At 73.3% G+C, this 19,729-nt stretch carries 19 protein-coding genes and 1 riboswitch; of the genes, 10 read left to right on the forward strand and 9 right to left on the reverse strand.

Annotated elements, in window-relative coordinates:
• Positions 1–67: 67 nt before the first annotated feature.
• Positions 68–991 (forward strand): hypothetical protein, encoded by a 924-nt coding sequence (locus ABZ573_RS24470; protein ID WP_358121262.1) that lies wholly within the window; start codon positions 68–70, stop codon positions 989–991.
• Between the two features lie 21 nt (positions 992–1,012).
• Here ABZ573_RS24470 and ABZ573_RS24475 read toward each other — a convergent pair whose 3' ends face one another.
• Entirely contained in the window at positions 1,013–1,762 is a 750-nt protein-coding gene (locus tag ABZ573_RS24475; protein ID WP_358121264.1) for a hypothetical protein, read from the reverse strand.
• A gap of 173 nt (positions 1,763–1,935) precedes the next feature.
• Here ABZ573_RS24475 and ABZ573_RS24480 point away from each other — a divergent pair, with 173 nt between their 5' ends.
• Positions 1,936–2,364, forward strand: a complete 429-nt coding sequence (locus ABZ573_RS24480) for a DoxX family protein (RefSeq protein ID WP_151456024.1) — start codon at positions 1,936–1,938, stop codon at positions 2,362–2,364.
• Positions 2,365–2,484: 120 nt separating this feature from the next.
• Positions 2,485–2,620: riboswitch (SAM riboswitch) on the forward strand.
• A gap of 10 nt (positions 2,621–2,630) precedes the next feature.
• Complete coding sequence (gene thrC / locus ABZ573_RS24485; protein WP_151456025.1) at positions 2,631–3,917, forward strand: threonine synthase; 1,287 nt, start codon at positions 2,631–2,633, stop codon at positions 3,915–3,917.
• A gap of 530 nt (positions 3,918–4,447) precedes the next feature.
• On the opposite strand, the gene ABZ573_RS24490 is transcribed toward thrC, so the two are convergent.
• On the reverse strand, positions 4,448–4,954 hold the full coding sequence (locus tag ABZ573_RS24490) for a hypothetical protein (protein ID WP_151457550.1): 507 nt from the start codon (positions 4,952–4,954) through the stop codon (positions 4,448–4,450).
• Between the two features lie 2 nt (positions 4,955–4,956).
• Positions 4,957–5,505, reverse strand: a complete 549-nt coding sequence (locus tag ABZ573_RS24495; RefSeq protein ID WP_225852532.1) for a M57 family metalloprotease — start codon at positions 5,503–5,505, stop codon at positions 4,957–4,959.
• Between the two features lie 214 nt (positions 5,506–5,719).
• Here ABZ573_RS24495 and paaN point away from each other — a divergent pair, with 214 nt between their 5' ends.
• On the forward strand, positions 5,720–7,393 hold the full coding sequence (gene paaN / locus ABZ573_RS24500) for a phenylacetic acid degradation protein PaaN (RefSeq protein WP_327029775.1): 1,674 nt from the start codon (positions 5,720–5,722) through the stop codon (positions 7,391–7,393).
• Positions 7,394–7,476: 83 nt separating this feature from the next.
• Here the strand turns inward: paaN and ABZ573_RS24505 are convergent, their stop codons facing one another.
• Positions 7,477–8,010 carry a GNAT family N-acetyltransferase gene (locus ABZ573_RS24505; protein ID WP_151457552.1) on the reverse strand — a complete coding sequence of 178 codons (534 nt, stop codon included), beginning with the start codon at positions 8,008–8,010 and terminating at the stop codon, positions 7,477–7,479.
• Positions 8,011–8,220: 210 nt separating this feature from the next.
• Between ABZ573_RS24505 and ABZ573_RS24510 the strand changes: the two genes are divergently transcribed.
• The 3 genes from ABZ573_RS24510 (at position 8,221) to groL (ending at position 11,645) form a co-directional block, all read left to right on the forward strand.
• Positions 8,221–8,424 carry a cold-shock protein gene (locus ABZ573_RS24510; RefSeq protein WP_121400069.1) on the forward strand — a complete coding sequence of 68 codons (204 nt, stop codon included), beginning with the start codon at positions 8,221–8,223 and terminating at the stop codon, positions 8,422–8,424.
• Positions 8,425–8,638: 214 nt separating this feature from the next.
• A complete protein-coding gene (locus tag ABZ573_RS24515; protein ID WP_327029774.1) occupies positions 8,639–9,748 on the forward strand; it encodes a DUF3824 domain-containing protein in 1,110 nt (369 codons plus the stop codon).
• Positions 9,749–10,022: 274 nt separating this feature from the next.
• On the forward strand, positions 10,023–11,645 hold the full coding sequence (gene groL / locus ABZ573_RS24520; protein WP_151456693.1) for a chaperonin GroEL: 1,623 nt from the start codon (positions 10,023–10,025) through the stop codon (positions 11,643–11,645).
• A gap of 59 nt (positions 11,646–11,704) precedes the next feature.
• On the opposite strand, the gene ABZ573_RS24525 is transcribed toward groL, so the two are convergent.
• The 3 genes from ABZ573_RS24525 to ABZ573_RS24535 all read right to left on the reverse strand — a co-directional run bounded on the left by ABZ573_RS24525 (position 11,705) and on the right by ABZ573_RS24535 (position 13,809).
• Positions 11,705–11,902, reverse strand: coding sequence for a hypothetical protein (locus ABZ573_RS24525; protein WP_088998151.1), 198 nt, complete (start codon positions 11,900–11,902; stop codon positions 11,705–11,707).
• 91 nt (positions 11,903–11,993) lie between these two features.
• Complete coding sequence (locus ABZ573_RS24530; protein WP_358121269.1) at positions 11,994–12,923, reverse strand: GNAT family N-acetyltransferase; 930 nt, start codon at positions 12,921–12,923, stop codon at positions 11,994–11,996.
• 175 nt (positions 12,924–13,098) lie between these two features.
• Complete coding sequence (locus tag ABZ573_RS24535; protein WP_358121271.1) at positions 13,099–13,809, reverse strand: helix-turn-helix domain-containing protein; 711 nt, start codon at positions 13,807–13,809, stop codon at positions 13,099–13,101.
• Between the two features lie 63 nt (positions 13,810–13,872).
• On the opposite strand from ABZ573_RS24535, the gene ABZ573_RS24540 reads away from it, so the two are divergent.
• The gene (locus tag ABZ573_RS24540) at positions 13,873–14,463 is read left to right on the forward strand and encodes a dienelactone hydrolase family protein (RefSeq protein ID WP_358121273.1); all 591 of its coding nucleotides are present in this window, start codon (positions 13,873–13,875) and stop codon (positions 14,461–14,463) included.
• 20 nt (positions 14,464–14,483) lie between these two features.
• Here the strand turns inward: ABZ573_RS24540 and ABZ573_RS24545 are convergent, their stop codons facing one another.
• Positions 14,484–16,961, reverse strand: coding sequence for a S8 family serine peptidase (locus ABZ573_RS24545; protein WP_358121275.1), 2,478 nt, complete (start codon positions 16,959–16,961; stop codon positions 14,484–14,486).
• A 78-nt stretch (positions 16,962–17,039) separates the two neighbouring features.
• Between ABZ573_RS24545 and ABZ573_RS24550 the strand changes: the two genes are divergently transcribed.
• Positions 17,040–18,857 carry a glycerol-3-phosphate dehydrogenase/oxidase gene (locus tag ABZ573_RS24550; RefSeq protein ID WP_327031107.1) on the forward strand — a complete coding sequence of 606 codons (1,818 nt, stop codon included), beginning with the start codon at positions 17,040–17,042 and terminating at the stop codon, positions 18,855–18,857.
• An 89-nt stretch (positions 18,858–18,946) separates the two neighbouring features.
• Complete coding sequence (locus ABZ573_RS24555; protein ID WP_358121277.1) at positions 18,947–19,477, forward strand: hypothetical protein; 531 nt, start codon at positions 18,947–18,949, stop codon at positions 19,475–19,477.
• An 85-nt stretch (positions 19,478–19,562) separates the two neighbouring features.
• Here ABZ573_RS24555 and ABZ573_RS24560 read toward each other — a convergent pair.
• Positions 19,563–19,729, reverse strand: a 167-nt coding sequence (locus tag ABZ573_RS24560; protein ID WP_358121283.1) for an FAD-linked oxidase C-terminal domain-containing protein, incomplete at its 5' end; no start/stop codon positions are given.

The raw sequence follows: 19,729 nt of genomic DNA on the forward strand, positions 1-19,729 counted from the left end.
AGCCTGGGCCGTGCTGGCCGATGAACGCCTGCCCGGGTTTCGCGGGCTCCCGCCGAAGCAGCGCGCGGTGTACGCGACCGTCGCCGCCGTCGTCGTCGTGGTCGGCGCACTGTTCGCCTACCAGGCCAACTTCCTCCTGGACCGGTCGACGGCCACCGAGCGGGCCCGCTCGGACAAGCAGGCTCAGGAAGCGGTCGACCGTGAGCAGCCCGCGTTCGTGTCCACCGTCACGCCCCTGGACTACGACCGGGACCTCCCCGAGGCCTTCCGCGTGCTGCTCGACCGGCCGCTGACCGAGGGCGAGCAGGCCACCCTCACCGCCCTGAACGGTGATGCGTCGCGGGTGTGGGAGTTCATGAAGCCGCTCGGCGGCCGGGTCGTCGAGATTGCGTCCTACGTGGCGCCCTTCGAGGACGGCAACGAGAATCGCGGCGGTGCCCAGACGTTCGACCTGAACCTGAACAGCGATCGCGTCGCCGGACTCACGATCAACAACATGGTCGCCGTCAAGGACTCGTGCCACGCACCCACGGCGCAGACCGTCGTCACCATCCCCCCGGGGGGTGCCGAGTCCCGGCAGGGCCTGCTGTGGGACCTGACCGGCGGGCCGACGGACAAACCGCACGGCCCGTACGTCCTGGACGAGGGCGAGCCGCAGGAAGGCCAGCTGTACTTCCGCCGCAACGTCGTCGAACTGGGCAACGGCCAGTCGAACATGGCGTTCCGGGTCCAGCCGGAGGTGACGACCCACACCTGCCAGTGGCACATCGTCGCCTCGTACACCGACACGACCGGTTCCCACGAGCAGCGCATCCCGAGCGGTGCCGGCACGTTCACCACCGAGGCCGTTCCGTCGCAGCCCGTGCAGTACTTCGAGCGCGTCCCGACCTCGGGGTGGGGCTGCCTCGGCGAGGTGAGTCAGCAGGGCTGCACGGCCACCGGATCCATACGGCTACCGAGGCCGCCGACCCACCGACCGGTCCCCGACTGAGGCGGCCCGGTCGCGGGGACGTCAGCGGGAACGGGGCCTGCGCTTGCGGGTGGGGGAGTCGGGGGAGTCCGGCGCGGTGCCCGAGTCGGCGGTGTCCCCGCCGCCGGACGCGTCGGTCACCCGGGCGTCGGTGTGGCTCAGCTCGGCCAGCGCCGCGCCCCTGAGCTGGTAGACGACGGTGCGCCGGATGCTCAGCTCCGCCATCGGGCCGCCCGCCGGTCGGGTCAGGTAGACCACCGTCGCCCTGCCGTCGCGCACGCTGACGCTCTCCACCGGCGTACGGTCGCCGAGGTCGACCTGGGCCTGGTAGTCCGGCTCGCCCCTGAGGTTGCGCCAGGCGGCGAGGGTGAAGAAGCGGCCGGTGCCGCCGCCGTCGAGCATGACCACGCCGATCGCGTCGCCCGCGCCGTCGCCGTCGAGGTCGCCGATGCCGCACGGCCGCTGCAACTCCACCGTCGTGCCGTCCCGGTCGGCCCACCGGCCGTTGGAGAGGCGGAGCGGGGCGGCGTACCCGCGGTAGCGGACCTTCCGGCTGCCGATGCGGGTGTCGCGCAGTTCCAGGCAGGTGAGCTGGTCGCCGGTGCGGCGCGGGGTGGGGGTCGCCCGGGTGGTCGCCGGGGTGGCGTCGACGTCGTCCCGCTTCGCGGCGGTGCCGGCGGTCCGGTCGGCGGACCGGTTCCGCTTCTTGCGGCTGCCGGTGGAGCAGGCGGTGGTGAACGCCAGCAGGCAGGCCATGGAGAGCGCCACCACCGGGATGAGCTTGCGACGCATCGCGCGTTCCTTTCCGTCGATGTGCCCGAACCGTAACGGGCCCGCGCCAACGCCCTCGTGAACGGTTCGCCGCCGCCGATGGGAGCGTTCCCACAGAGGGGGAACCAATCGACATCGTCAAATGTCCGGCGGCATTCTGGTGTCGTCCCCTCATTCTGACCGGAGGTGCCCTGATGCTCGCTGACCGGATCGGCGGCCCGGCCCTGTCCCTGTTCCGTGCCGTCGTCGGCCTGCTCTTCCTGTGTCATGGCCTGGCCTCGCTGCTCGGGGTCCTCGGTGGCAGCCGGGGCACCGGCGAGGCGGTTCCGCTCGGCGAGTGGCCGGGGTGGTGGGCCGCGCTGATCCAGGCGGTCTGCGGCGGGCTGGTGCTCGTCGGGCTGTTGACCCGCGCGGCGGCCCTGCTGGCGTCCGGCTCGATGGCCTACGCGTACTTCGTGGTGCACCAGCCCGACGCGCTGCTCCCGCTGCGCAACGGCGGTGAGCTGGCCGTTCTGTTCTGCTGGTCGTTCCTGCTGATCGCCGTGTTCGGCCCCGGCGCGTGGGCGGTCGACACCGCGTTGCGGGCCCGACGCCCCGCAGATTCCCGCTCGGTGACCGCCTGAATCCGTACCGTCGAGGAAGGCCCGCCGGTCGCCCGACGGCGGCTGCGGGATCGCTCACAGCGTGGGATCTCGCGTCGATCCGGGCGGCCTCGGTGCTTAGACTCGACGGCACAACTGCATACCTCATCCAGAGGGGCTGAGGGATACGGCCCGACGACGCCCCGGCAACCACCCCGCGCGCTCATCGCAGAGCGACCGGCGGGGCAGGTGCCAATTCCGTCCCCGCCGCAGGGTGCGATGCGGGGAAAGATGAGAGGACCCGCGACATGACGTCGACGTTCGCCCCCTCCGGCATCGACACCACCGCCAGCCCCGCCCGCGCCCTGGTCTGCCGCGCCTGTTCGGCGCGCTACCCGCTCGCCGCCCAGCACGCCTGCTACGAGTGTTTCGGCCCGCTGGAGGTCGACTACGACGTCGCCGCGCTCGCGACGGTCACCCGGGAGCAGATCGAGGCGGGCCCGCAGAACATCTGGCGGTACGCGGCGCTGCTGCCCGCCGGCCAGGACCCGGCCACCCGGGTCACCCTCGACCCCGGCTTCACCCCGTTGGTGGCCGCCCCGCACCTCGCCGCCGAGCTGGGCATCACCGCCCCGCTCTGGGTCAAGGACGACAGCGCCAACCCGACCCACTCGTTCAAGGACCGGGTCGTCTCGGTGGCGCTGACCGCCGCCCACGCGCTCGGCTTCAGCCGCTACGCCTGCGCCTCCACCGGAAACCTGGCCAACTCGGTCGCCGCGCACGCGGCCCGGGCCGGCGCGCCGTCGGTGGTCTTCATCCCCGGCGACCTGGAGCAGGGCAAGGTCATCACCACCGCCGTCTACGGCGGCGAGCTGGTCGCCATCGACGGCTCGTACGACGACGTGAACCGGCTCTGCGGCGAGTTGGTGGAGACGGACGAGTTCGAGGACACCGCGTTCGTCAACGTCAACGTGCGCCCCTACTACGCCGAGGGCTCGAAGACGCTCGGCTACGAGGTCGCCGAGCAGCTCGGCTGGCGGATCCCCGCGCAGGTGGTGATCCCGATGGCCTCCGGCGAGCTGCTCACCAAGATCGACAAGGCGTTCGCCGAGCTGGTCGAGATCGGCCTGGTCGAGGCGCCGGCCGGCGGCTGGAAGGTGTTCGGCGCGCAGTCGGCCGGCTGCAACCCCATCGCCACCGCCCTGCACGCCGACACCGACACCATCACGCCCGTCAAGCCGACCGGCATCGCCAAGTCCCTCAACATCGGCGACCCGGCCGCCGGCATCTACGCGCTGGAGGCGGTGCGGCGCACCGGGGGCTGGATGGAGTACGTCGACGACGACGAGATCCGCGCCGGCATCCGGCTGTTGGCCCGGACCACCGGCGTCTTCGCCGAGACGGCCGGCGGGGTGACCGTGGCCGTGCTGCGCAAGCTGGTCGAGTCCGGCCGCCTCGACCCGACCGCCGAGACCGTCGTCTTCAACACCGGCGAGGGCCTCAAGACCCTCGACGCGGTGGCCGGCGAGGTCGGCCCCACCCACCGCATCAAGCCCTCGCTCCGCGCCGCCCGCGACGCCGGCCTCCTCGGCTGACCCCGCCCGGCACCCGGTTCTCGCCCGCCCCTCCGCGTCGATCATGAGGTTGGCGGCAAAGTTGATCGCGAACAGTGCCGCCAGCCCCGGGCCTCGGGCCCTCGGAGGGGCCGGGAGCTGGCGTGTCGAGGGGGTCGCGGGCAGGAGAGTGGGGGATTCGGCGGGTAACTGGGATTTCGCTGTGAGTGCGGAAAACGCGCCGACAAGGACTTGACGGCAGGAACCGGACGGCGCAAGATGCTCCGTGCGGGAGGGCGTTTCGCCGGAGACTTTCAGTTCTTGCGACCCAACGCCGGAGGCGTTGTGCGAGCGTCCCTCCCGACCAACTTCCGATCGGGCCAGCGGTTGATCCGCTGGCCCGATCGTCGTCGTGCGGCACACCCACGTCAAGCGGGCTGAACGAGCGCGTCGATCCCCACCGCCGACCTGACCGCGACCACCGGGTCGCGGTGGGGTCGGGGGAGGTTGGTCCGGCCCGGGCTGGCTGCCGATCGGATCGGGGCCGGGCGCCCCTGCGGTGTCTGCCCGAGCTAGGACACCGTGGTGTCCTGGTTCGCCACCGCCTGGGTCCAGACGTGCACGCTCGCGCCGGTGACCGGTGCCAGGGTCGGGGTCAGCACCAGGACGTGTTCGTCGGACCCGTTCCGGCTGGTGAGGGGCAGGACGTACGCGGAGCCGACGGCGAGTTGCTGGACGCCCTCGACAGTCCAGGTGTCCTTCCCGCGGGTTCCGCCGAGTTGGTCGACGAGAATGGTGTCCTCGACGTCGCCCTTGAGCTTGTCGGAAACAGCGACCTTGAAGATGGTGTGGGGGGCGCCGCGCTCACCCTGGCGTACCTCCGCGACGCCAGTGACGGTCCCGACCACGACCGCATCGGCGTAGCCGGCGACCTTGGCGCGGTTGGTGGTGTCGAACGCGAAGCTCACCGAAACCGGGTGGGTCTGAGCCGGGCGAAGCTGTTGGTAGGTGAACCAGCCGCCGACGGCCAGGACAAGGGCGACCAGCCCGACGAACGGGGCCTTCAGCCGGTGGTTCATCTTCAGTACCCCCATTTGCTGTGATAGGTGCTGATGTCCCACGATTGCAAATTGTTGTTCATGTTCGGGTTGTAGTCGGTCGAGTAGGGGTCCATGACCGCAACTTCAGGACCGTGGTCGAGACCGATGGCGTGCCCGAATTCGTGGGTCATCGCGGCGTGATCACGTGAGGTGCTGTAACTGTCGAGATAGTGGGTGTTCATGACGATGTCGTCCGCGCCGGCTACGCAGGAGTAGTAGGCGACCGTGCCGTTCCCGCCGTCATTGCTGTCGCTGACGTCGACGTCGGAGTAACTCCAGGCGTCGTCCGCTCTGACGTCGATGGGATTGAGCGCGTTCCACTGGTTGACCGCGTGATTGAGCGAGTCGTTGTACTTGGTGAAGTCATCGTAGACGAGTTCCCCGCCGTCGACCGCGTTGCAGGCGCTTCCGGCGATTCCCACGTCAGCCGCGGCAGGGGTTGCGAACAGGGCCGACGCGGCGAGCATCCCGGACACCATCAGCGTCGACCAGGCCGGCCGGCGACGGAAGGCAGACTCTCGTTGCTCCACAGAACCTCCTCGAATATAGATAGAAGGTCGTCACTGTAACCGACCCGGGGCATCCGATGTGGACCCGAATTCCCCGGACCCCGGTTCGCCCGAGGGGGTGCGGGCGTGCGGCGACGCCGCCGCTGCCTCGGCGGCTGGACGGACTGGCAGCTCACGATCCGAGTTGTGACACGGCCCTACTGATCTGAGGGGTTCCTGTTGCATGATGGCGGGCATGACGGAGACCCCGCACCCCCTGTACGACAGGCACGCCGACACCCTCAACCGGGCGCTGACCGCGATCACGGAGCGCGGGTACTGGTCCGCCTACCCCGAGTCGCCCAGCCCCCGGGTCTACGGCGAGACCGCCGCCGCCGACGGCAAGGCCGCCTTCGAGGCGTACCTCGGCGGTGACTTCCCCCTCGACCAGCCGCGCACGGCCGACCGGGTCGCCACCGAGAGCAGCCCGTTCGGCGTCGAGCTGAACGTCCGTTACCCGCACGCCGGCGCCGACGAGCTGGTCGCCGCCGCCACCGCGGCCCTGCCCGGCTGGCGCGACGCCGGCCCGCAGGCCCGGGTGGGGGTCTGCCTGGAGATCCTCGACCGGCTGCACAAGCACATCTTCGAGCTGGCCAACGCGGTGCAGTTCACCAGCGGCCAGGCCTTCGTGATGGCCTTCCAGGCGGGCGGCGCGCACGCGCTGGACCGCGCGCTGGAGGCGGTCGCCTACGCGTACGCGGAGATGACCCGGCACCCGGGGACGGCGGGCTGGGAGAAGGCGGCCGGCAAGGGCGACCCGCTGCGGATGACCAAGACCTTCCACGTGGTGCCGCGTGGCGTGGCGCTGGTGATCGGCTGCAACACCTTCCCGACCTGGAACTCGTACCCGGGGCTGTTCGCCTCGCTGGTCACCGGCAACCCGGTCGTCGTCAAGCCGCACCCGCGCGCGGTGCTGCCGCTGGCGATCACGGTGAAGTACGCCCGGGAGGTGCTCGCCGAGGCCGGCTTCGACCCGAACCTGGTGCTGCTCGCCCCCGAGGCTCCCGGGGAGAAGCTCGCCTCCACGCTGGCCCTGCACCCGGCCGTGAAGATCATCGACTTCACCGGTTCCACCGAGTACGGCGACTGGCTGGAGGCCAACGCGCGGCAGGCGGCGGTCTACACCGAGAAGGCCGGGCTGAACACGGTGGTGATCGACTCCACCGACGACTTCGCCGGGATGTGCCGCAACCTCGGCTTCACCCTGAGTCTCTACAGCGGCCAGATGTGCACCACGTCGCAGAACATCCTGATCCCCGGCAACGGCATCGAGACCGACCAGGGGCACAAGAGCTTCGACGAGGTGGCGGGCGGGATCGCCGCGGCGGTCGCCAAGATCACCGCCGACCCGGCGCGCGGGGTGGAGATGACCGGCGCGATCGTCAACGACGGGGTGCTGGAGCGCCTCGACGAGGTCACCAAGGTCGGCGAGGCGGTGCTGGAGTCGCGTACGGTCGAGCACCCGGCCTTCCCCGGCGCGGTGGTCCGCACCCCGACGGTGGTCAGGCTGGCGGCCGACGACACCGCGACCTACTCGAAGGAGTGGTTCGGGCCGATCTCGTTCGCCATCGCCACGGACTCCACCGCGCACAGCCTGGAGATCCTGCGCGCCACGGTCGGCGAGAAGGGCGCTCTCACCGCGGCGGTCTACTCCACCGACGAGGCGGTCCTCGACGCGGCCGAGACCGCGGCGATCGAGGTCGGGGTGCACCTGTCCTGCAACCTGACCGGCGGGGTCTTCGTGAACCAGTCGGCGGCCTTCTCCGACTTCCACGGCAGCGGCGCCAACGCGGCGGCCAACTCGGCGCTCACCGACGGCGCCTACGTGGCCAACCGGTTCCGCATCGTGCAGTCCCGCCGGCACGCCTGAGGTGCCCGGCTGCCCGGGTCGGCCCCGCACCGGCCGCTCCGGGCAGCCGATCCGGTTCTGGCGGAACGGGTCACCGGCGCGGGTCAGGCCGGGCGGCGCATCTGGAGCTCGGTGAGCGCCGGGACCGTGGGGTGCGGGACGCGTACGCCGGTGTCGACGAAGCCCAGCCGCCGGTACGCGCGGTAGGCCCGGTCGTTGCCGACCACGACCTCCAGCATCAGTTCGGGGCGCCCGCAGGCGCGGGACCAGGCCGCGACCGCGTCGACGAGGTCGCCGAGGAGGCCCGTGCCCCGCCAGGGCGGGGTGACGTAGACGGCGTACACCACGGTCAGCCCCGGCTCCCCGGGGGCCACCGTGCCGCCGGCGTGCCCGACGAGCCGGCCGCCCGGGTCCGCGACGAACTGGGCGGTGCCCGCCCCGACGGAGACGGCCGCGATCCTGGCCGCGTAGTCGGCGTGCGACCGGGCCGCCGCGTCGGCGAGGGTCTCCAGGAAGGCCAGCGGGGCGTCGGCGAGCATCTCCAGCCGCAGCGCCCGCATCCGAGCCGCGTCCGGGGGGCGGACCCGCCGGATCTGCGCCCGCCGCGTCGGCCTCGGACCGTCGGGCGTGCTCGTCATGCCGAATGCCTATCACAACGATGACGGCCGATGGCGTTCGATCGGCGTATGTCCGATTTGTGGTCGTGCGGTGTCGTCACGCTTCGTGTAGCGTGCGATTTCGGTCACCGTTTCAGCGGCCCTCGTCGATCGCCGAGCCGGTGGTCCTCCGGTGCCGGCCCGCCCGGCCTCCGGGGTCGTGGAACGCCGCGCAGAGTGAGGAAGTGCACCGTGGCAGAGGGCACCGTGAAGTGGTTCAACTCCGAAAAGGGCTACGGCTTCATCGCCGTCGACGGTGGGCAGGACGTCTTCGTCCACTTCTCGGCGATCGAGATGGACGGCTACAAGGCGTTGGACGACGGCCAGCGGGTCGAGTTCGAGATCGCCCAGGGCCAGAAGGGCCCCCAGGCCGAGCGCGTGCGCGTCATCGCCTGACGGGCGTCCCTCCCGCGCCCCCGCGCCGACCGACCTCCCGACCACCGGTCGTGGGGCGCCGGCCGGGGGCGGCCCGGTGGTCCGGGCGGTCGTCGGCCGGTCCGCTCCACGGGGCCGGGCAGTCTGCCGGTCCGCTGCACGGGGGCGGGCTTCGGCGCGGTTGCGTCGGCAGGGAAGGATCGTGAGCCGTTCCAGCCATCGCTGAGGAGGGTTCATGTCCGACCAGCCACCCCAGGCCGCACCGCCCCCGGGAGAGCCCGACCCCTCCGCGACACCACCCGTCGGCCCGGGCGGTGCTGCGCCGACGGGCCCGCAACAGCCGCAGGACTGGGTCTTCCCGCCCACCGGCGGGTACCCGGCCGGCTCCGGCCCGTACGGCGGGCAGCCGTGGTACCCGGGCGCCCCGGTCGCCTATCCCGGGCAGCCGGGCGCCTATCCCGGGCAGCCGGTCCACGGGTGGTACCCGCCGGGGCACGGCCTCGACCCCGCCGACCTGCTCGTCACCCCGCCCGGCGCGGGCGTCAACGGCTGGTTCGGCCGGTGCGTCGGCGCGGTGCGCCGGGGCTGGCGGCTGCTGCTGCCGATCCTGCTGCTCACCCAGGTGCTGCCGGCCCTGGTGGTGTCGATGCTCTCGTTGGTCGTCGACCCGAGCGCCAAGTGGGAGGAGTCGATGGCCGACGACCCCGCCGCGCTGCCCGACACCTTCCTGACCGACACGGGCGTCCTGCTGTTCGTGGTGCTCGGCAGCGCCCTCGTCTTCGGTTTCGTGCAGAGCCTGGGCTGGGCGGCCGGCACCTGGGTGGTCACCCGGCAGGCGGCCGGTCAGCCGGTGAGCGTGGGCGCGGCCCTCTCCTACGGGGCGCGTCGGGCGCTGGGCCTCTGGGGCTGGACCCTGCTGATGAGCGTGATCATCGGGCTCGGGGTCTGTTTCTGCGTGATCCCCGGCATCTACTTCGCCTTCGCGCTGAGCATGGCCGGCCCGGTCTACCTGTTCGAGCGGCAGCACCCGATCGGCCGTTCCTTCCGGATGTTCCACGACCGGCTCGGTCTGCTGCTCGGCCGGGTGGCGCTGGTCGCGGCGGCGGTGATCGTCGGCAGCGGGGCCGCCGGCATGGTGGAGGGCATCGGCACGCTGCCGTTCGGCACCACCCCGCTGGAGTCGCCCGGCACGGCGGTCGGCGTGCTCGTGGTGACGCTGGTGGGCGCGGTGCTGGCCCTGCCGACCCACCTCGCCCAGTTGGTCGGCCTGGTCGTCACGTACGCCGAGCAGCGCGCCCACGAGGGGCCGGTGGACAGCGCCCGGCTGACCGGTGAACTCGGCTGACCGGGGCGATCGTGCTTGCACTCGGCAGGGGAGAGTGCTAAACAAGTCATTGGCACTCGCATACCGTGAGTGCCAATGGTCGGGGCGGTAGGGCCACGGTCGTAGCGGCGTCCAGACGCGGCTGCGGCACATGGCCGGTCGTCGCGGGCTATCCGGCCCGGCCGAGGAGACGTCGTCGTCGCCAGGTGGCGACGTCCCAAGGTGCGTACACCAGGCGGCCCATCCGGGACACACACTCCGGGTGGCCCGTGAGTGTCCAGGAGGACAACGCCGTATGGCCAAGATGATCGCGTTCGACGAAGAGGCGCGCCGCGGCCTCGAGCGGGGCATGAACCAGCTCGCCGACGCCGTGAAGGTGACCCTCGGCCCCAAGGGCCGCAACGTCGTCCTCGAGAAGAAGTGGGGTGCCCCCACCATCACCAACGATGGTGTGAGCATCGCCAAGGAGATCGAGCTCGAGGACCCCTACGAGAAGATCGGCGCCGAGCTGGTCAAGGAGGTCGCGAAGAAGACCGACGACGTCGCCGGTGACGGCACGACGACGGCGACCGTCCTGGCCCAGGCCCTGGTCCGCGAGGGCCTGCGCAACGTGGCCGCCGGTGCCAACCCGATGGCCCTGAAGCGGGGCATCGAGGCCGCCGTGGCCAGCGTCTCGGAGGAGCTGCTCAAGCTCGCCAAGGACGTCGAGACCAAGGAGCAGATCGCCTCCACCGCCTCCATCTCCGCCGGTGACACCAGCGTCGGCGAGATCATCGCCGAGGCGATGGACAAGGTGGGCAAGGAAGGCGTCATCACCGTCGAGGAGAGCAACACCTTCGGGCTGGAGCTGGAGCTCACCGAGGGTATGCGCTTCGACAAGGGCTACATCTCGGCCTACTTCATGACCGACCCGGAGCGCATGGAGGCCGTCTTCGACGACCCCTACCTCCTGATCGTCAACAGCAAGATCTCGTCGGTCAAGGACCTGCTCCCGATCCTCGAGAAGGTCATGCAGTCGGGCAAGCCGCTGCTGATCATCTCCGAGGACATCGAGGGCGAGGCCCTGGCGACCCTGGTCGTCAACAAGGTCCGGGGCACCTTCAAGTCCGTCGCCGTCAAGGCGCCGGGCTTCGGTGACCGCCGCAAGGCCATGCTGGCCGACATCGCCATCCTCACCGGTGGCCAGGTCATCAGCGAGGAGGTCGGCCTCAAGCTGGACGCCGTCGGCCTCGACATGCTGGGCCGCGCCCGCAAGGTCGTGGTGACCAAGGACGAGACCACCATCGTCGACGGTGCCGGCGACGCCGAGCAGATCCAGGGCCGGGTCAACCAGATCCGGGCCGAGATCGACAAGAGCGACTCCGACTACGACCGCGAGAAGCTGCAGGAGCGGCTGGCCAAGCTGGCCGGCGGCGTCGCGGTGATCAAGGTCGGCGCGGCCACCGAGGTCGAGCTCAAGGAGCGCAAGCACCGCATCGAGGACGCCGTCCGCAACGCGAAGGCCGCCGTCGAGGAGGGCATCGTCCCGGGTGGTGGCGTCGCGCTGGTGCAGGCCGGCAAGACCGCCTTCGACAAGCTGGACCTGGTCGGCGACGAGGCGACCGGTGCGAATATCGTCAAGGTCGCGCTGGACGCCCCGCTGCGGCAGATCGCCGTCAACGCCGGCCTCGAGGGCGGCGTCGTGGTGGAGAAGGTCCGTAACCTGAACCCGGGTCACGGCCTCAACGCCGCCAACGGCGAGTACGTCGACCTGCTGGCCGCGGGCATCATCGACCCGGCCAAGGTGACGCGTTCGGCGCTGCAGAACGCCTCGTCGATCGCGGCGCTCTTCCTCACCACCGAGGCCGTCGTGGCGGACAAGCCGGAGAAGACCCCGGCCGCCCCGGCTGGTCCGGGTGGCGGGGACATGGACTTCTGAGTCCAGCTCCGACAACGCCGTGAGGGGCGGGCCGCGTCAGCGGTCCGCCCCTTGCGCTGTCACGTCGGCAGTGGCCGTTGGTTGCGTCTCTTCTGCGCCCGGTCGTACGGCTGCGGGATCTGCACCGGCTCGTCGACCAGCGTCACCGGCTCGTCGGCCGGCTCGTCGACGCCGGCCATCTCCGCCTGCTGCTCGGCGTCGCCGTAGTCGAGCCGGTCGAACGGCAACGGGCCGGGGCGTTCGTCGTCCGTGGTCATGGCTGCCTCCTCTACCGGAAACGGTAGGGCGCGACGATCACCAATGCGGGCGAATGGCGTTATGAGGGTCTATATCCCGTTCGCCCCGTTGTCAGTCGCCGAGCGTCCTGCGGTACAGGAAGAAGACGCGCTCGATCCGGGCACCCGCGCTGCCCGAGTAGAACGGGACCGGCCCGACCCAGCCGATCTGCGCAGCCGTCACGCCCGCCGCCCGCTGCTCGCGCAGGCAGCGGCGCAGCAGCACCCCGCCGATCCCCGAGCCCTCGGCCGCCGGGGCGGTGCCCATCGGGCCGAACCAGCTCGGCCGCGACGACCCGTACGCGGCGAAGCCGAGCATCACGCCGTCGCGCTCGGCCAGGTGGCAGCCCGCCCCCTCCCGGCCCACCGAGCCGGCCAGTTCGGCGTCCCAGGCCCCGCCGAAGGTGGCGCGGGCGAACTCCGCCAGCGCCGGCAGGTCACCCGCCTCGGCGCGCCGGACCGTGACGCCCTGCCCGGCCAGCCGCGCCTCCGCCGGCTCCGTCGGGCGCAGCGCGGGCGAGCCGTCGTACGACAGGTCGGCGGTCATGTTCCACGCCGTCCGGTCCTGCCGGTAGCCGAGCGCCAGCGCGGCGCAGACCGCCGGGGTGTAGCGCACGTCGATCCCGGGCCAGGCGTAGTACGGCGGATTCCCGGCGAGCAGCACCTCCACCGCGCCGAGCTCGGCGAACCGCGCCTCGGCGGTCGCCAGCAGGGCCCTCCCGACACCGCGTCGCCGCTCCTCCGGTGCCACCGCGACCAGGTCGACGTGACCACGGGCGTCGCCGTCGCCGGCGGCGAGGGAGCCGATGAGCACACCGACGAGGCGCCCCTGCCGGTGCGCGCCCCACGCGAACACCGGGCGGTGGGCGGCGGCCCGCGCCCACAGGGTGTCCACGACAGCCGGCGCCTCGGCCGCGTCCTCCGGCAGGTCCAGTGCCCGCCCGCAGAGCTCCACCACGGCGGGCCGCCGGTCGGGTCCCAGCTCGACGATCTTCAGGTCCATGGACGCCGACCCTAGGTCACCGGAGCGCTTCTGTTAAGCAGAGCCCCTGCTGGCGCCTGGGAAGAGCCCCCGTTGGCGCCGCCCGGCCGGCGGACCGCGCCGACGACCAGTCCACGTGCGGCGAGGGCTCGTTCACGTCGGTCCGCCGTGGCGTGCCGCGACCGACCCGATCGCCTCAGCCGGCCGGCCCGGGTTTCGGCTCGGGCTCGGGCTTCGGCTCGCGCTCCGGGTCCGGCTCGCGCTCGGGGTCCGGGTCGCGCTTCGGCTCGGGCTCGGACTCCGGCTCGGGCTCGGGCTTCGGCTCGCGCTCCGGCTCGGGCTCGCGCTCGGGAAGGGTCGGCGCGTCGGTGGGGTAGAGGCCGGCGACGAATCCGTACACCTGGTCGCCGGACCGGGGGATCTGGGCGAAGCGGCGGGCCAGCGCCTGCACCTCGGCCCAGAACGCGCGTACCTCCTCGATCGGGATGCGGGCGTGCACGAGGGTGCAGCGCAGGTCGTCGGCGGCGTGGGCGACGGCCGATTCGGCGACGGCCTCCGCGAGCCCGTTGACGGCGGTCGCGACCTGTCTGTCCTCGGGACGGGTGAGCGCGCCGATGTAGAGCGTGCGGGCAACCCGGCCGTAGTACCGCTCGTCGATCGCCCGCACCCGCCGGGTCCGCACCACCTTGAGCAGGCCGGCGTCGACGAGCGCGGTCACGTGGTAGGCGACGCTGCTCTTCGGCCGGTCGACCGCCCGGGCCAGCTCGGTCACCGTGGCGGCCCGCTCCAGGAGCAGCTCCAGGAGGGTGGCGCGCAGGGGATCGGCCAGCGCGCGAAGCTGCGCGGGCGCGGTGACCACGAGCAGCTCGTCGAGGTCGTAGTCCGGGATCCGCTCATTGCTCGACATTTCTCGACCGTTCTAGAATCATGGATCATTCGATCGTTGTCGTCTGTTGACAGGAGTGTAGAGATGGCCGACGTGGTCCTGTTCCACCATCTGCACGGGCTCACCGAGGGGCTGCGCGAGTTCGCCGAACAGTTGCGGGCGGGCGGGCACAGCGTGCACACCCCCGACCTGTTCGACGGTGAACGCCCGGCGACCCTCGACGAGGGCTTCGCGCTCACGAAACGCATCGGGCGCGAGGTGCTGCGCGAGCGCGCCGACCGGGCCGTGGCCGAGCTGCCCGACGGGCTGGTCCACGCGGGCTTCTCCTGGGGCGCCGCCACCGCCCAGCGGCTCGCCCAGACCCGGCCCGGCGCCCGTGGCGCGCTGCTCTACGAATCCTGCCTGCCCGTCACCGGCGAATGGGCCGTCGGCCCCTGGCCCGCCGGGGTTCCGGTGCAGATCCACGGTATGGACGCCGACCCGTTCTTCGCCCTGGAGGGCGACATCGAAGCCGCCCGCGAGCTGGTCGGCATCGTCGGCCCCGACCTCGGCGAGCTGTTCGTCTACCCGGGCGACCAGCACCTGTTCGCCGACAGCACGCTGCCGTCGTACGACGCGGAGGCGACGGCACTGGTGCTGCGGCGCTCGCGGGAGTTCCTCGACCGGCTGGGGTGAACCGGCGCTCCGCGCCGACCTCACCCCCGCGCCGCTTGGACGGCGGCGTACGCGTCGACCAGGCCGGCACCGGTGATGTTCCGGTCGCCCCCGCAGGTCTGCGTCCGGGCGGCGTACGTGGCCACGGCCGGGGTCGCGGTGTCCCGCAGGATCTGCCGGGTGCGGGGCAGGTCGCCGACCAGCGCCGGGTTGGCCGACCACATCAGCGCCACCACGCCGGCCACCTGCGGCGTCGCCATCGAGGTGCCGCTCAGGACGGCGTACCCGCCGCCCGGCATCGCCGACAGCACCTCGTCGCCGGGCGCGACCAGGTCCGGCTTGGCCGCCCCCGGCACCGGTCCCCGCGACGAGAAGAGGGTGACCTTGCGCTGCCGGTCGACCGCGCCGACGGTCAGCACGTCCGCGTACGGGGCGGGCGGGTCGTCGATCGAGCCGCAGTACGGCCCGGTGTTGCCGGCCGCTGCCACCACCATGACGCCGGCGGCGTCCAGGGCGGCGGTGGCCGGCCCGAGCACGCCCGGGTCGCAGCCTTCGAGCGCCGGGCAGCCCCACGAGTTGGTGAGGATGTCCGGCGCGCGTGCCGGGCGCCCGTCGCTGAACGGGTCCCCGCCCACCGGGAAGGGCGCCAGCATGAACTGGAGGCAGTCGAGGTAGTACGCGGGATTGCCGAGATTGCGGTCCAGGTTGACGCAGCCGGCCCACCGGGCGCCCGGGGCGACCCCGATGCCGCCCCGGCCCACCGCGCTGCCCGTCGTGTGGGTGCCGTGCCCGCCCTGGTCGGTCGGCGCCCGGGTGCCGTTCCACGGGTCGTGCCAGGAGTCGTCGCCGCCCCGGAAGCTGCCCGCCAGCGCGGGATGCCCGCCGTCCACGCCCGAGTCCGAGCTGCCCACCACGATCCCGGAGCCGTCCACCCCGAGCTGGGACCAGACCCGGTCCGCACCGAGCATCCGGACGTTCCACTCGGGGCCGCCGGGCGCGGGCGCGGTGCCGCGACTGCGGCCGGCCGGCGCGGGCAGCGGTCGCACCCGTTGGCTGACCAGCACCCGGGCGACCTCAGGACGGCGCGACAGCCAGGCCCGTACCGCCGGCCCGCCGTCCACCTCGACGGCGTTGACGAGGTAGTAGGGGGTGTGGTCGAGCCGCAGCCGGCGCAGGTCCCGGCGCAGGTCGGCCTGGGTCCGCTCGGCGGTCGCGACCAGCCGCCGGTGGACCTCGGCGACCCGGGCGTCCCGGCCGGCCCGACCGGTCGTCGCCGGGACGCCGGCGAGATCGGCCTGCTCGCGGAGCACCACGAACAGCCGCTCGCCGTGCAGGCCAGGCTGCCCCGCGCCGACGGCCACCGCGCCGACCGCCAGCAGCAGCGCGGCGGCGGTCACCCCGGCCACCCGCCGGCTCGGCCGCCGGCCCCGGCCCAGCAGCACGCCGTACGTCACGGCGAGGACGGCCGCGACGGCGAGCCCGGCGCCGGCGGCGGCGGCCACCCAGAACGGCACGTCGCGGGTGCTGGCCAGGAGGAGGGTGATCTCCTCGGGATCGGTGAAGGCCAGCGGGCCGAGCACGCCGAGCCCGACCAGCCAACGGGCCGCGGGCCGCAGGGCGCCCGTCCCCGGTCGCCCGGTCGGGGCCGGGCGGCGGGCCGCCGCGTGCAGGGCCGCCAGCGCGAAGCCGGCCGGCGGCAGGATCAGCAGCAGGGGAAGCTGGGCCCCGGACTGGCCGACCCCGGCGGCGAGCAGCAGCAGGGCGACCCCGGCGACCAGGCCGCCGACCAGCACCAACCGGGTCGGCCGGGGCGGTTCGCCGACGGTGAAGCGGGACCAGAAGGCGTCGTCCAGCAGCGCCCCGGCCAGCACGCCGAGCGCGGCAGCGGCGACCCCGGCGAGCACCGTCTCCAGCAGCCCACCGAGGGCGCCCAGCCAGGCCCAGGGCAGCAGCAGCGCCAGCCCGCCGGCCACCCCGAGCAGCGTGGCGGCCGACGTGGGCGCCCGGCGCGGGGCGGCCGACGCGGGTGCCCAGGGCGGGGCGGCCGACGCGGGCACCCGGGGGGTCGCGACCGGCACGCGGCGGGCCAGCGCCCGCAGGACGAGGGCGGCCAGGCCGGCCGTGGCGGCCAGCGCGGCGAGGTACGCCTCGTGGTGCACCGGCGGCATCGCCCGGAGCAGCCCCAGCGCGCCGAGCGCGAGCGCCGCCGCCAGCCAGGTCCGGCCGGTGGTGCGGACCGCCGCCGAGCGGGGCAGCAGGGCCAGCGTCAGCGCGGGCGCCCCGACCAGCAGCACGGTGAACAGCACCGTCGCCGGCCAGAGCCAGACCACGCGGTCCAGCCCGGAGGCCAGCAGGACCTGGTCGGCCAGCCAGCCGCCGAGCTGGCCGACGACGACGAGCCCGACCGTCCAGCAGCCGGTCACCGCCGCCGCCACCACCGCCCAGGGGCTCGGCGGGCCCGGCGTGGCCAACGGCCTCGGAGCGGGTTGACCAGCGGGGAACGGGGGGCCGACCTCCATCCCCAGACAGTACGGCGCGGATGGGCTGTCCCGCCGGGTGGCGGCGGCGGTTACCGTGGACGGGTGCGTGACCCCAACGTGTCCCGAACGACGGCCGGCCAGCTCTCCCCCGAGCGCCGGGCCGCCGACCTGCGCCGCCTGCGCACCGAACGCTTCGACGTGCTGGTCATCGGCGGTGGTGCGACCGGGGCGGGTGCCGCCCTGGACGCCGCCTCGCGAGGGCTGAAGGTGGCCCTGGTGGAGGCGCGCGACTACGCCGCCGGCACCTCCAGCCGCTCCAGCAAGCTCATCCACGGGGGCCTGCGCTACCTGGAGCAGTTGGAGTTCCACCTGGTGCACGAGGCGCTCACCGAGCGCGGGCTGCTCGCCACCCGGCTGGCCCCGCACCTGGTCCGGCCGGTGCCCATCCTGGTCCCGCTGCCCGACGGGCGGGGCGTACGCGGCCTGCCGGCCCGGGTGTTCCGCCGCTCCTACTACGGCGCCGGCGTCGCGGCGTACGACGCCTTCGCCGGGGTCTTCGGCGGCGGGCGCGGCATGCCGCTGCACCGGCACCTGACCCGCGAGGGCGCCCGCCGCGTCTTCCCCAGCCTGCGCGCCGACGCCGTGGCCGGCGCGATCCGCTACTACGACGGTCAGGTCGACGACGCGCGGCTGGTGGTGACCCTGGCCCGCACGGCGGCCAGCCTCGGCGCGACCGTGGTGAACAGCACCCGGGCGGTCGGGCTCATCCGGCAGGCCCGCGAGGTGACCGGCGTCCGGGTCCGCGACCTGGAGGCACCCGCCGGCTCCCCGGACGCCGAGTTCGAGGTACGCGCCCGCACCGTCATCGCCGCCACCGGGGTGTGGAGCGACGACATGTCGCGGATGCTGAACGACGTCGGGCTGCGCCCCGGCATCCGCGTCCGGGCCTCCAAGGGCGTGCACCTGGTGGTGCCCCGCTCGGCGATCACCGGCGAGGCCGGGCTGATCCTGCGTACGGCCACCAGCGTGCTCTTCGTCATCCCGTGGGGCGGGCACTGGATCATCGGCACCACCGACACCGACTGGCGGCTGGACCGGTCCCACCCGGCGGCCTCCGCCCGGGACATCGAATACCTGCTGGACCAGGTCAACACGGTGCTCGACCGGCCGCTCACGACGGCCGACATCGAGGGCGTCTACGCCGGGCTGCGGCCGCTGCTGGCCGGCGAGGCGGACTCCACCTCCAAGCTGTCCCGCGAGCACGCCGTCTTCGAGCCGATGCTCGGGCTGCTGCTGGTCGCGGGCGGCAAGTACACGACGTACCGGGTGATGGCCTCCGACGTGGTCGACCGGGCCGCCCACCGGCTCGGCGCCGTACGCCCCTCCCGCACCGCCGACCTGCCGCTGCTCGGCGCCGACGGCTACCCGGCGACGTGGCGGGACCGGGCGGACCTCGCCCGCCGGCACGGGATGCCGGTCGGGGTGGTCGAGCACCTGCTGGAGCGCTACGGCACCCTCACCCGCGACCTGCTCGCGCTGATCGACGCGGACCCGCTGCTGGCCTCCCCGCTGGCCGGCGCACCGGAGTACCTGGCCGCCGAGGTGACGTACGCGGCCCGGGCCGAGGGGGCGCTGCACCTGGAGGACGTGCTCACCCGGCGGACCCGGATCTCCTTCGAGACGGCGCACCGGGGCCTGGAGTCGGCGGGCCACGCGGCCGAGCTGATGGGCGCGGTGCTCGGCTGGGACGAGGCCACCCGGGCCCGCGAGGTGGAGCACTACCGTGCCCGGGTGGAGGCGGAACGCGAGTCCCAGCTGATGCCCGACGACGCCACCGCCGACGCCGCCCGGCTCGGTGCGCCCGACGTACGGGGCTTCGCGGCGGACCGCGGCGTGGACGACGACCAGGCCGAACTGCCGTCCTCGTCCCGCTGACCGGCCCGGCCCCGGTCACCCCTACATTCGCCCGCCCCACCCCGGAGAGCGGTTACGGCCCTCACCCACGGTGGGATAGGTTCCGGCCCGTGCCCTCCGCTTCCTGGTTGCGTCCGGTCCGCGTGTCCGTCGCCGCCCTGTTGGCCGCCGCCCTCGCCGGCTGCTCGCTGCCCGGAAGCGCCGACGACGTGCCCGCGCCGGGTCCGGCGGGCACCGGGCTGTCGCAGCCGGGGCCCGGCGGTGCGGCGACCGCCGGAAAGGGCGAGGTCAGCCTCCTCCAGCGGGTCGGCACGGACGGCCCGCTGCGCACGCTCAAGGTGGAACCGGACGGCAGGTGGGAGTGTGTCGACTGCGCCGGCGACGGCGTGACGTCGACCGGGGTGCTCGGCCCGGAACACGTCGCCCGGCTCCAGGAACTGCTCGCCGACCCGGGCCTGGCGAAGGAGACCGACCAGGTCCGGCGCTACCAGGTCACCTGCATCGACGCGTTGACCTCCAGCCTGCTCACCTCGACCGGCCTGGTCACGTCGCAGGACTGCCCGGGCGAGGAGCACCCGCCCATCGCCAACGAGATCCTGCTGCTGCTCACCCAGGCCACCCCGGCCGAGATGACCGCCTGACGGCCGCGCTCCCGGCGGAGGCTCCGGGACCGGCGCCACCGGCGTCCGGACCTCGGGCCGGCGGAAGGCCGTCGCGCCGCGCCCGTCAGAGGACCTTGCCGGGGTTGAGCAGGCCGGCCGGGTCCAGGGCGGCCTTGATCGCCTGGTGCACGCGGACGCTCACCGGGCCGATCTCGCGGGCCAGCCAGTCGCGCTTGAGCAGGCCCACGCCGTGCTCGCCGGTGCAGGTGCCGCCCAGTTCGAGGCCGAGGC

The organism is Micromonospora sp. NPDC007220 (assembly GCF_040634035.1).
Classification (GTDB): domain Bacteria; phylum Actinomycetota; class Actinomycetes; order Mycobacteriales; family Micromonosporaceae; genus Micromonospora; species Micromonospora reichwaldensis.

What these genes read in the sequence shown, in the direction of transcription:
- ABZ573_RS24535 (WP_358121271.1), bottom strand. Translation starts at nt 13,809, where the DNA reads ATGTCGAGCAATGAGCGGATCCCGGACTACGACCTCGACGAGCTGCTC.
- ABZ573_RS24475 (WP_358121264.1), bottom strand. Translation starts at nt 1,762, where the DNA reads ATGCGTCGCAAGCTCATCCCGGTGGTGGCGCTCTCCATGGCCTGCCTG.
- ABZ573_RS24530 (WP_358121269.1), bottom strand. Translation starts at nt 12,923, where the DNA reads ATGGACCTGAAGATCGTCGAGCTGGGACCCGACCGGCGGCCCGCCGTG.
- thrC (WP_151456025.1), top strand. Translation starts at nt 2,631, where the DNA reads ATGACGTCGACGTTCGCCCCCTCCGGCATCGACACCACCGCCAGCCCC.
- ABZ573_RS24545 (WP_358121275.1), bottom strand. Translation starts at nt 16,961, where the DNA reads ATGGAGGTCGGCCCCCCGTTCCCCGCTGGTCAACCCGCTCCGAGGCCG.
- ABZ573_RS24490 (WP_151457550.1), bottom strand. Translation starts at nt 4,954, where the DNA reads ATGAACCACCGGCTGAAGGCCCCGTTCGTCGGGCTGGTCGCCCTTGTC.
- ABZ573_RS24480 (WP_151456024.1), top strand. Translation starts at nt 1,936, where the DNA reads ATGCTCGCTGACCGGATCGGCGGCCCGGCCCTGTCCCTGTTCCGTGCC.
- paaN (WP_327029775.1), top strand. Translation starts at nt 5,720, where the DNA reads ATGACGGAGACCCCGCACCCCCTGTACGACAGGCACGCCGACACCCTC.
- groL (WP_151456693.1), top strand. Translation starts at nt 10,023, where the DNA reads ATGGCCAAGATGATCGCGTTCGACGAAGAGGCGCGCCGCGGCCTCGAG.
- ABZ573_RS24525 (WP_088998151.1), bottom strand. Translation starts at nt 11,902, where the DNA reads ATGACCACGGACGACGAACGCCCCGGCCCGTTGCCGTTCGACCGGCTC.
- ABZ573_RS24540 (WP_358121273.1), top strand. Translation starts at nt 13,873, where the DNA reads ATGGCCGACGTGGTCCTGTTCCACCATCTGCACGGGCTCACCGAGGGG.
- ABZ573_RS24515 (WP_327029774.1), top strand. Translation starts at nt 8,639, where the DNA reads ATGTCCGACCAGCCACCCCAGGCCGCACCGCCCCCGGGAGAGCCCGAC.
- ABZ573_RS24505 (WP_151457552.1), bottom strand. Translation starts at nt 8,010, where the DNA reads ATGACGAGCACGCCCGACGGTCCGAGGCCGACGCGGCGGGCGCAGATC.